We start from the raw sequence: 10706 nt of genomic DNA, 5'->3' as shown, positions 1-10706 counted from the left end.
GATTGAAATTTGTTCAATCTAGGGGCGATTAAATCGCGGCGCGAGGTTTGTAACCTAGTGGGCTAAGTAAAAACCGAGCAACAAAGAGTCAATCGTCCCTAGAAAGAACCCAGAGGGCAGCGCATGTTTGGCATTTATGCTGCGTTATCGCCTATTTATGGGGAATAACCACACTACATAGGCTCTGCCTTGCCTAAAAACCAAACATGCTGCTGCAAATTCAACCATCAAAGATCAACACGCCCTAGCTTATTTAGCTATACAGCAAATTAAAATTTAGACGGTGCTGGTGGCACCACTAAAGGTTGCTTAGGGTTTGCTTTAAGCTCCTTTAATAACTCCTGTACAGCACGTTCTATAGATGGATCTTGGCCTTTGTAAATGAGTTCTGGGCGGTCAATTACTTTAATATCAGGTGCAACGCCTTCGTTTTCTATAATCCAGTTACCTTGGGTATCTAAAATACGGAAAGTAGCCGCAATGACTTGCCCGCCATCTACAAGGCTAGGGTTACCAGAAATACCAATTAAGCCACCCCACGTACGCGTACCAATTAGCTTACCTAACCCCGCTTTGCGGAAGTAGTAAGGAATTGCATCACCGCCGGAGCTTGAATAGCCGTTTATTAGCATGGCTTTTGGGCCGTCGTGCGCAAACTGTGGCGTTTTAGTGGGCTCGGTGCCTCGACGTTTCCAGTAGTTAAGTGGTTTACGTGCAAGCCAGGTGATCATGTGCTCAGGAATAAAGCCACCACCGTTGTATCGGTCATCAATAATCATGGCGTCTTTAGTGGTTTGCGGCATGTAGTTTTTAAACATGGCGCGGTTACCTTCATATGCTGTATTTGGCAGGTGTACGTAGCCAATGCGCCCATTTGATAACTTATTAACGTAGGCTGCACGCGAGTTAACCCACTCTAAATAACGTAAACCTTGCTCACTGGCTACTGGTTTTACAGTTACTTGCCATGCGCCTTTGCTACGCGGCTTGCTGTTTAGCACCAGCTCTACTTGCTCGCCTTGGGTGTTTTCAAGGAGTTCGTAAAAGTTAGCAACGTCTTTAACCGAGCGGCCGTTTACCGCAATTATGTAATCGCCGTTATGTGCTTTTACGCCTGTAGTCCCCAGTGGTGAACGGAAATCGTCATGCCAGTTTTCACCTTTGAAGATTTTCTCTATTTTTACATAACCCGATGGATCGCTTGCAAGCTTAGCGCCTAATAAGCCGTGTTTTTTACGTTCGGCTTTTGGCATATCGCCCGATTGCACGTAAATATGGCCTGAGTTAATTTCGCCAGCAATTTCACTCAGTACATAATCAAGGTCGCTACGGTGGCTAATAGCATCAGCCATAGGTTGGTATTTAGCTAAAATAGCATCCCAATCTTGACCGTGGTGGTTTTCGTCGTAGAACCAGTCGCGCAGGGTGCGCCAGCCTTCTACATACATTTGCTGCCACTCAGCTTGCGGGTCAATTTTAAGCGTCATTTTACTTAAATCGAGCTTATTGGCGTCTAGGTCTTGCTTTGGTTTAGGCTCAATTAAGCTGTAACCGCCACTTGTATGTACAAGCAGGTGCTCGCTGTTGCTCGATATAGTGTAATTGCTAACACCTTTAGCCACTGTTTCTAGCTCGCTATCGTGCTCGGTGCCTATAAGTTGTAAACCACCATTGGCAAGTGTAAGCACGCCGCCTTTTACTGCGGTTAAGCCACGGTAATTGCCCGCGGGTGCATTAAGTGCGGTAACACGCTGCATAAAGTCGCTGCTTTGCAGTGCGTTTTTAACTTTTTTGTCGTCTTCTTTTTCATCGTCTTTATCTTTTACAATCGTGGTTTCGTCACTTTGTAAGGCGATAAGCGGTTTAACGCTGTTGTTTACAGCGGCCGCATAAATACGGGTGGCGCGGTTAAACATGTAGTCAAACTCGTAGCTGCTAAACGCAAGGTTAAAGTCGCGCTCAGAGCTAAAGTAAAGATATTGGCCATCTGGCGAAAAGGTTGGGTTTTGCTCATTACTCATTTCGTCTGTTAGGCGCGTTACCTTTTTCTTTTTAAGGTTGTAGTGCCAAAGCGATGCATAACGGTTTTCGTTATTTTTTACATACACAATATCTTGGCTATTAGGCGACCACGTATATTGAGTAATGCCGTCTTCGTCGTAAATACCGGTATCAATTTTGTGTTGCTTGCCCGATTTTGCATCTAACCACCACAGTGTGTGGTTTTTATCTGCAAACAACAACTTAGTGCTATCGGGTGACCAAATAGGCGTAAAGCGCCAAATAGTGCCATTACTAGTTAGTTGTTTAATGGCATTATTTTTACTGCGATCTTTTAGGTAAATTTCGTACTCGCCGCTTTCATCGCTCATGTAAGCAATGTAACGCCCATTTGGCGACCAGCTTGCGTCTATTTCACGGCTTTTTTGAGTGTACGATAAGTTACGCGTAGGGCCTTGTTTAACGGGTACGCTAAATAGCTCGCCACGGGCTGTAAATACAGCACGTTTGCCATCATGAGAAATCGACATAGAGTCAATAAAGTCGCTCACATTTTTGCTGTACGGCATAGCGTATTGGCGCACACCGGCAATGTTAATGCTCAGCTTAGTGCTTTTTTGTGTTTTTGCGTCAAAGCGATATAAGTAACCGCCGTTTTCATACACAACCGCATTAGGGCCTGCTGAAGGCCAAAGTACGTCAAAGTCTTTAAAGTTGGTAAGCTTTTTAGGCTCATTGCCTTTGCGGTATTGGTAAAGATTTAGTGTGTAGTCACGATCAGATACAAAATAAATATTGTCGCCAACCCAGGTAGGTTGCTGATCGGTTGCGCGGTTAGTAGTCAGTTGCTCTGAGATGTTTTTTTCTAAATCGTAAACCCATACGTCTTGCGCACGGCCGCCACGGGTGCGTTTCCAAGTACGAAACTCACGGTCAATGGGCGTATAAACATACTTACTGCCATCTGGCGAGAGCATACCGCCGCCCGTTTCTGGAATAGCTAAAGGTTGCTCAAGGCCACCGTCGGCAGGAACCATATAAGGGCGACCCATACGTTTGCCCCACGGTGTGCGGTTAGCTCTAAACACCACATTTTTACCATCGGCGGTCCAATCTAAAACGCGGTAATCAAAACCACCACGCGGCGGCATTGGGCCAACATCGTTGTAGTAGGTAAGTTGCTTAAGGCCTGAGCCATCGCTGTTGATCACATATACTTGGCGGCTGCCGTTATACTCAGCCGAAAACGCAATGCGCTTACCATCAGGTGAAAACTTAGGAAATGTTTCAAAACCAATGTGGTCGGTTAAACGTTTGCTTTCGCCGGTTTGTGTATTAGCAATATAAATATCGCCGCTGTAAACAAAGGTCACGTTTTGGTTATGAATATCAGGAAAGCGTAGTAAGCGAGTGTCTTTAGTTTCATAGGCTGATACGCTCGGTGCAATAACCGCAGCCAAGGCAAGCGCCAATGTTGTTAATTTTTTCATGGGATTACATCCTATATTAATAGCTGTTACATCATAACAATAAGGTTATAAATAGCGATGCACTTGCGATAAAAGGTCTGTTACAAAATGTGAATAAAAAAAGGTTGGCATTAAAACGCCAACCTTCAAGGGAGTACTCTTTTTTAAAGAGTGAAATTAGTGGTCGTGATCGCCTTCTTCTTCCTCTTGCGCAATACCAAGCCAAGTAATTGCACTAGGAGCAAAAGTAAGCTCAACCTCACTTTCAATTTCTAGGTCTTCAAGATGTACTTGCACAACGTGCTGAGCAATAGGGTCGGCTACATAAGCAAACTGACCATTTTGCGCCACTGTCATGCTAAAGCTCATGCCCTCTGGCATGGTTAATACGTCTTGCTCGGTAATATCCACTTGGCCTTCAAGCTCCCAATGCATTTCGCCATCATGGTCGTGTGCGCTAAATACATTTAAAAAGCCTAAGCTGTCTAATATTAAAAAGTGCTCGCCATGGGCAGAAAAAGAGTACGACACAGCACTTGCGCCATCGGCTAGTTGCCATTCTAGTTCTTCCATTTGTGCTGTTGTTGGGTTAATAGTTACAATTACGGCTTCGCCGCCACCATGGCCAGATGCTACGCCAATAAAGGTCTCGCTGTCTTCGTGGCCATAAATACTACCAATACGTAAATCGCCAACGGCTGCAATATTCGCTATTTTTTCAGCTTCGTATTCATCATCGTGCTGGTGGGCTAATAACACACCATCGCTACAGCCAAATGCCACGTAGTCGTGGTTTTGTGCCGCGCCGTGTAAATCAGGACACGTAAGGTCTAAGGTTTGTTCAAGCTCGTATTCACCATCATGAAAATGATAAACACCTACTTGGTCTGGCAGTACTTTAGCAACCGATGTGCTTTCGCTGTCATCACGGCGAAGTGTTGATAATAAATGCTCACCGCGGGGCTCTGCTACGCCGTGCATATTAATATCGTAGCTAATACCCGGTAGCGTTGCTGTTGCGCTTGTTATGTCGCTATCTGTTAATACTTCAACAGAGGCAACCGTGCCTGAGTCTGCATCACCATCATAAAAAACAGCTAATTGGCCGTCGTGTTTTACAAGGTGAGTAGGGCGGCTGCCACTTGTTAGCTCATAACTGCTAGCCGCTGGGCTTTGCTCGTAGTCGTGTAAATGCTCGCCGTGGTCTTCACGCCATAAACCACCATCAATAAAGCCTAAGTAATCTTGTGCGCGGCTTGCAATAACGGCATAACGAAAATCAGGTGATGACGACAACGTGCTTGAATCATTCGTCAGGGTAAATGTTTCAAGAAGTGAGTTGTCATCTAGATCATAAAAGTGGGCTTCGTTGCTGTTGCCTGCAAGCACAGCTAATCTGCCCAATGAATCAATTGTGTAGCCATCATCATGGTCGTGATCATCATCGTCATGATCGTGCTCGTCTTCTACAACAATAGGATCTTTTTCTACAATATTGGTTTCTGCATCGCCACAGGCTGTAATAAATGTAGTGCTAATAGCCAGCGCAATAAGCTTTAATTTGTATAGTTTTTTCATGTTTATTTCCTTTAATTATAATTTTTTAATGCTTAAAAATAACCGCGAATGCCTAGTGCAAAGCTACGTCCTGGACGTGGTGCTATATCTTTTACAAACGAGCTGTGCACGCGTGCTTCTGTATCTGTTAAGTTGCTGCCACGCAGGTAAACAGACATATCTTGGTTTAATACTGAAAGGTCGTAAGAGATGCTTGCATCAACCAATGTGTAGCCGTCTGTGGCTGTTTCTTGTGGGGCTATGCGGTCTTGCTTTTGATAGCGAGTAACGTGAATATGGGCACTGAGTTTATCTGTTTGATAGCTTAACTCGCTGCCAAAACGAAGCGGTGGAGTACGGGGTAAATCGCCGCCGTCTTTAAGGCGTGCACGCACATAATCTGAGAATAAATCTACTTTAAATTCATCGGTTAATTGCCACGCAATTTGCGCTTCAAATCCGTGTAAAATTACGTCGTCTGTTTTAAATAAATAAACCGGCAGTTCTGATGAATGGTCGTGTTCGTCAGCCCCTTCTTCTTCATCGCCATGGTCGTGGCCACTTTCGGCGAATAAACCGGTGTCTATTTGGTAATAGTAATTATCTACTTGGTTGTAAAAGGCATTTAAAATAAAGCCAACATCACCTTGGGTTTTACGCAGGGTTAAATCGATATTATTGGCTGTTTCCAAATCAATTGCTTGACTAGATAAACCCAAATGGCCGTCTTCATCTAAATCAAATAGTGCACCTACTTCGTAAGTGCCAGTACCAATGTGTGGCCCAAACGATAACAACTCAGAGGCAGAGGGCGCACGTTCAGAGCGCGATACCGACAGCCCTAAATTATAGTTAGGTGTAAAATCCCACACTACGCCTGCCGATAAACTGATTGGCGTAAATTCATGCTCTACGTCAAATACGCGCGTGGTTTCTGCGCTTTCTTCATGGTCGTGATCATGCTCGTCGGCTTCTTCTGCTTCATCATGTGCGTGAGCGTCAATATTTGCTAGTAATACATCGCCTGCTTCAATGGTTACACGCTCAATACGCCCACCTAGCTGCACTAAAAAATCACCAAAGTGCCTTTCTTCCATTAGTGCTACAGCAAAGCTTTCTGTTTCTGATGGCGGCGTAAAGGCCTCTTCACCTTGTGCTTCAACATCGCTTTGTTTGTAATGAAAGCTAATGCCGCCATTCCACTCGTTAAATTGGTTATGTAGTAGGTCTATACGAAATTCGTTTGTTTCGTTTTTAAATGTGGTGCCTACAGCGCCACCTTCAATTTCAGCGTGTTCGTAGTCGGTGTGGCCAACGCGCAGGTTTACTTTGTTTAGCCATTTATTATCTAGGTTGTACTCACCTAATAATTGCACTTTAGTTTGCTCTAAATCAGCAAATACGCTTTCTTCTTCGTCGCTGTGCTCTTCTTCCTCGCCGTGCGTATGGCCCGGAATACCGTATTGACGATTAAATTGCTCTACTGCTAAGCCAATAAAGCCGTTATCCATTAAATAGCTAGCGCCAACAGTAAAACCGTCAGACTCTTCATAACTGTTTTCAACTTTGTAATCGCCACTATGCTCTTCACCGTCGCTATCTATATCGGCAGCTACAGGCACCTCGTAGTCGTCGGCTTCACGCCAAAACGCATCGGCGTAAAAAGCCACCGAGTCTGTGCCTGTGGTGGCATTAAACGAGGCCACTTTTTGGTTATCAGCAGAGTTATGTTCTAGGTTCCACTCGCCGCGAGTTGTACTGTCGGTTGGAACACGGTTATCTACCACATTAACCACACCACCAATGGCGCCACTGCCATAAAATAGCGTTGCTGGGCCGCGTAATACTTCAATTTGTTGTGCGGTAGAGGCTTCTGATGCAACAGAGTGATCAGGCCCAACGCGCGACACATCGCTTACATCAAGGCCATTTTGAGTAATAAGTACACGCGGGCCGCTCAAACCACGAATAATAGGCGTGCTGGCTACTTTACCGTGAAAATTTGTATTAACGCCTGGGAGTTTTTCAAGGCTGTCGCCAAGGGTTGCAGCTTGTTGGCGCCTTAATTGTTCGCCAGATAAAACACTAACAGGTGAGGCAGATTCCATTGCCGACATATGAATAGGGGTTGCTTCAATATCAATAACTTCAATAGGCGAGCGCGTTAAATTAAACGTAACCGACTGGTTTTCATCGCCAATTATTGTTATGTCGCGATGAAGATGCGCATAACCTGAGGCCACAATATGAAGCTCTTTTAAGCCATTGTTTAACTCGGTTAGTACAAATTTACCGTTTTCGTCGGTGGTGACTTTAAGGTCTGAGCCTTCAACTTCTACCGTTGCATTATTAACCGCTTTACCTTGATTATTTAAAACCACGCCTTCAATTGTTGATGCCAGCACACTTGCTGGTAATAAAGCTGCGATGAGAACAGCTAATTGAGATCTACGTTTCATTTGACTACCTTGTTGGATGTTATATTATATCAATTATGCGAGAAATGTTATAATGTATCAATAGTAATTAACTGTTGTTACTAAAATGTCTCCTTAAAGGTAACGCTTTTGAGTAGAGGCACTAATTTAGTAGAGGAAATAATGAAGTCGAGTCAAAGTGTTATGGATCGTATGGCGATTGGGTTATCGTTAATGTGTACAGTACATTGTTTTGCAACCCCGGTTATTTTAGCGCTATTGCCAAGCTTTGCTGTACTGCAAATAGATAGTGAACAATTTCATTTATGGATTCTTGCGGCGGTATTACCCACCAGTTTATTAGCATTGAGCTTAGGCTGTAAAAAGCACAAGCGTAAACGTTATATGGCTTGCGGCATTATTGGACTGTCTTTTATGATATGTGCGGTATTGCTAGGGCATGAAATAGCCGAAAAAGCGCTTACTTTAATAGGATCGGCTTTTATAGCTGTAGCTCATTGGTTTAATTATCAACAATGCCTTAAACAGAATGACGATAACTGCCCGTGTTCAGGCGATGAATCTGATCAGGCAGCTTAGCGTTATCAGTGCTACAAACAGCTAACATGTAGCACTGCCTTTTAATATTTAACTTTGTTTTTTAATAGCCTAAAGCTAAAAGTGAGTTAAAGTAGTCATTAAATATTAGTTTATTACGCTTGGCTTAGGTTAATGAATACCGTTTTAAAATCCCTGCTGTTACTTTGCGCTTTAATGTGTTTTAAATTAAGCGCAAATACCCCCTACCAAATCCCTAGAAGCAGCGTTATAGAACTCACTGAGCCCGTGACCAATCGGGTATACCCTGTTTTTATTCAGCTTCCTAAGTCATATAAAAAGTACCCTGAAAAAATATATCCGGTTATTTATTTAACCGATGCACCGTATACGTTTCCTATTGTGGCAGGCGCCACACGGTTTCCTATGAATAGTGGCAAAATGCAGCAGGCTATTATTGTGGCCATTAGTTACGAAAAGGGCTCAAAAGGCGCCAACAGCCGAATTAGAGACTACACCCCAAGTAAGGCTCAAAGCTGGAAAAAACCAACCGGTAACGCTCACAACCATGCGCTGTTTTTAAAAAATACTGTACTGCCGTTTATACAAAAAAATTACAGAGCAAGTAACACACAAAAAACCTATATAGGTAACTCTTTAGGTGGCTTATTTGGTGCCACTATTTTATTTACGATGCCCGATTTATTTAACAATTATATAATTGGCAGCCCATCAGTTTGGTTTAATAACAATGCAATTTTAGCGCTTCAAGCAAATAAACCTAAATTGCCTACAAAGGTTTATATATCGGTAGGCGCAAAGGAAACGCCAAGCTTTGGTGAAGGGCAAAATATGGTGGCAGGGGCAAAGCAATTAACGCAAAAAATTAATGCGCTTAGCAGTGATAATATTGAACTAAAAAGCGTTGTTATTGAAGGGGCGAGCCATGCAACCGCATTTCCTACTACGGCCATACAAGGGCTTGATTGGGTGCTGGGAATGAGGCAATAGCAAATAAGCCCTAATATTTAAATATTTATAAAAACACTAAAGCTTAAGCGCTTTTAAGTTGTTGTTTCCAGTTTGCCAGTACTTCAATAAATTCTGGGCCTATGCCACAGCAGCCACCAATAATGCTTGCGCCTTGGCTGTACCACGTTTTTGCAAAATCTAGGTACTCTAAAGGTGAAATATCGCGGTACGCTTGTGAGCCTTCGTTGGCTTTGTAATCATGCGCGATAGGTGTAAAGCCATTAGCAAATGCGCCTAAAATAACGCTTTTATTTTGCTTGGCTAATACCGCGTTAGTATCGCTAAAGGCTTGCTCTATAACCTCAGGTATTGAGCAGTTAAAGAAAATACCAGCAATATTTTGTTCAAGCAAAGCCGCTACTGCGTCACTTACCAGTTCACCAGAGCGAAGTTTAGCTTGTTCGCTTACCACATCATTTAAAGTAAATGCGTAATAACATGGCTTGTTTGAGCCTTTAAGTACGCTTGCCATAACGTGCGCTTCTTCAATGCTCGATATGGTTTCGCCAATCCATAAATCTACGTGCTCGTCTTGCGCCTTGTATAGCGTATCTAAAATAGTAAATGCGCGCTTACTTTCAAATAGTTCAGGGCGGTAAGAGCCAAAAGCGGGGGGTAATGAACCCGCTACTAATACATTTTGTTTAGCGTTTTGAGCAACTTCTTTTGCGATGACCGCCGCTTGCTGTGCAAGAGCTGCGCCTTGGGCTTGGTATAGCGCTTCACCTAAATGAAAGGGTACACAGGCGTAGCTATTTGCGGTAATTATTTCAGCGCCGGCCTCTATAAAACCTTGGTGAGCCTGCGTTACAAAGTGCGGAGCTTCTATTAATGCTTGCGCACTCCATAGTGGCTGTGTGAACGGCGCGCCCATGCGCTTAAGTTCGCGTCCCATGCCGCCATCTAAAATAGTGAGTTTATTCATAACAAGCCTTTGTGTATCTGTACAATATGGCGCTATTCAACCATGTTTTTTATAAAATCATAATGAAACTTCATCATTATTCACATGAAAAAAGCTCAATGCTTTTCAATAGGTATAAAAAAAGCGACATCTCAGGAGAGTCGCTTGTTTTAGTAGGCTAAACCTTACTTATAAAATACCTCTACCGTGCCTTTTACTTTCATAAGTAAAGGTTGGCCGCGGCGGTCTAGCGCTTTAGGTGCGGCAATTTTAATCCAACCTTCGCTAATGCAGTACTCTTCTACATCAAAGCGCTCTTTACCGTTTAGCTTTACGCCAATTTCGTGTTCAAACACTTCTTCTATGTAGTGTTTGCTGCGAGGGTTAATAGAAAGCTGATCAGGTAATGCTGGTTTTGTTGAATCGGTCATGATTTTAATCTTTATTAAAAAGTGATGCGCTATTGTAGGCAATCCACTCAATACGCTCAAGGTTTAATGCTTAGGGCGTGTTGAACTTTGATGGTTGAATTTGCAGCAGTATGTTTGGTTTTTAGGCAAGGCAGAGCCTATGAAGTGTGGTTATTTCACATAAATAGGCGATAACGCAGCATAAATGCCAAACATGCGCTGCCCTTTGGGTTCTGCCTAGGGGCGATAAACTCTTTTTTACTCGATTTTTACTTAGCCCACTAGGTTACAAATCTCGCGCCGCGATTTAATCACCCCTAGATTGAACAAATTTCAATCCGCAAAGATCAACACGCCC

The 10706-nt window shown here is 43.4% G+C and carries 7 protein-coding genes; 2 read left to right on the top strand and 5 right to left on the bottom strand.

The features are described 5' to 3' along the window. Positions 1–269: 269 nt before the first annotated feature. The 3 genes from AN389_RS08875 to AN389_RS08865 all read right to left on the bottom strand — a co-directional run bounded on the left by AN389_RS08875 (position 270) and on the right by AN389_RS08865 (position 7486). Positions 270–3491, bottom strand: a complete 3222-nt coding sequence (locus AN389_RS08875; RefSeq protein ID WP_082430550.1) for a S41 family peptidase — start codon at positions 3489–3491, stop codon at positions 270–272. 156 nt (positions 3492–3647) lie between these two features. After that, positions 3648–5048 (bottom strand): hypothetical protein, encoded by a 1401-nt coding sequence (locus AN389_RS08870; RefSeq protein ID WP_055016894.1) that lies wholly within the window; start codon positions 5046–5048, stop codon positions 3648–3650. 32 nt (positions 5049–5080) lie between these two features. Continuing rightward, complete coding sequence (locus AN389_RS08865; RefSeq protein WP_055019649.1) at positions 5081–7486, bottom strand: TonB-dependent receptor; 2406 nt, start codon at positions 7484–7486, stop codon at positions 5081–5083. Positions 7487–7627: 141 nt separating this feature from the next. Here AN389_RS08865 and AN389_RS08860 point away from each other — a divergent pair, with 141 nt between their 5' ends. Both AN389_RS08860 and AN389_RS08855 read left to right on the top strand, forming a co-directional pair. After that, a complete protein-coding gene (locus AN389_RS08860) occupies positions 7628–8044 on the top strand; it encodes a MerC domain-containing protein (protein ID WP_055016892.1) in 417 nt (138 codons plus the stop codon). Between the two features lie 132 nt (positions 8045–8176). Next, positions 8177–9013, top strand: coding sequence for an alpha/beta hydrolase (locus tag AN389_RS08855; RefSeq protein ID WP_055016891.1), 837 nt, complete (start codon positions 8177–8179; stop codon positions 9011–9013). A 43-nt stretch (positions 9014–9056) separates the two neighbouring features. Here AN389_RS08855 and AN389_RS08850 read toward each other — a convergent pair whose 3' ends face one another. Both AN389_RS08850 and AN389_RS08845 read right to left on the bottom strand, forming a co-directional pair. Further along, positions 9057–9959 (bottom strand): homocysteine S-methyltransferase family protein, encoded by a 903-nt coding sequence (locus AN389_RS08850; protein ID WP_055019648.1) that lies wholly within the window; start codon positions 9957–9959, stop codon positions 9057–9059. A 164-nt stretch (positions 9960–10123) separates the two neighbouring features. Next, on the bottom strand, positions 10124–10369 hold the full coding sequence (locus AN389_RS08845; RefSeq protein WP_055016889.1) for a DUF3297 family protein: 246 nt from the start codon (positions 10367–10369) through the stop codon (positions 10124–10126). Positions 10370–10706 lie beyond the last annotated feature (337 nt).

It is taken from the genome of Pseudoalteromonas sp. P1-7a (assembly GCF_001401855.1).
Taxonomy (GTDB): domain Bacteria; phylum Pseudomonadota; class Gammaproteobacteria; order Enterobacterales; family Alteromonadaceae; genus Pseudoalteromonas.
The sequence above is the reverse complement of the archived record's forward strand: the minus strand, read 5'-3'. Positions and strand labels throughout refer to the sequence as shown.

Bases quoted from the DNA above. Each gene is read 5' to 3' on its own strand.
- AN389_RS08875 (WP_082430550.1), bottom strand. From the start codon at position 3,491: ATGAAAAAATTAACAACATTGGCGCTTGCCTTGGCTGCGGTTATTGCA.
- AN389_RS08870 (WP_055016894.1), bottom strand. From the start codon at position 5,048: ATGAAAAAACTATACAAATTAAAGCTTATTGCGCTGGCTATTAGCACT.
- AN389_RS08865 (WP_055019649.1), bottom strand. From the start codon at position 7,486: ATGAAACGTAGATCTCAATTAGCTGTTCTCATCGCAGCTTTATTACCA.
- AN389_RS08860 (WP_055016892.1), top strand. From the start codon at position 7,628: ATGAAGTCGAGTCAAAGTGTTATGGATCGTATGGCGATTGGGTTATCG.
- AN389_RS08855 (WP_055016891.1), top strand. From the start codon at position 8,177: ATGAATACCGTTTTAAAATCCCTGCTGTTACTTTGCGCTTTAATGTGT.
- AN389_RS08850 (WP_055019648.1), bottom strand. From the start codon at position 9,959: ATGAATAAACTCACTATTTTAGATGGCGGCATGGGACGCGAACTTAAG.
- AN389_RS08845 (WP_055016889.1), bottom strand. From the start codon at position 10,369: ATGACCGATTCAACAAAACCAGCATTACCTGATCAGCTTTCTATTAAC.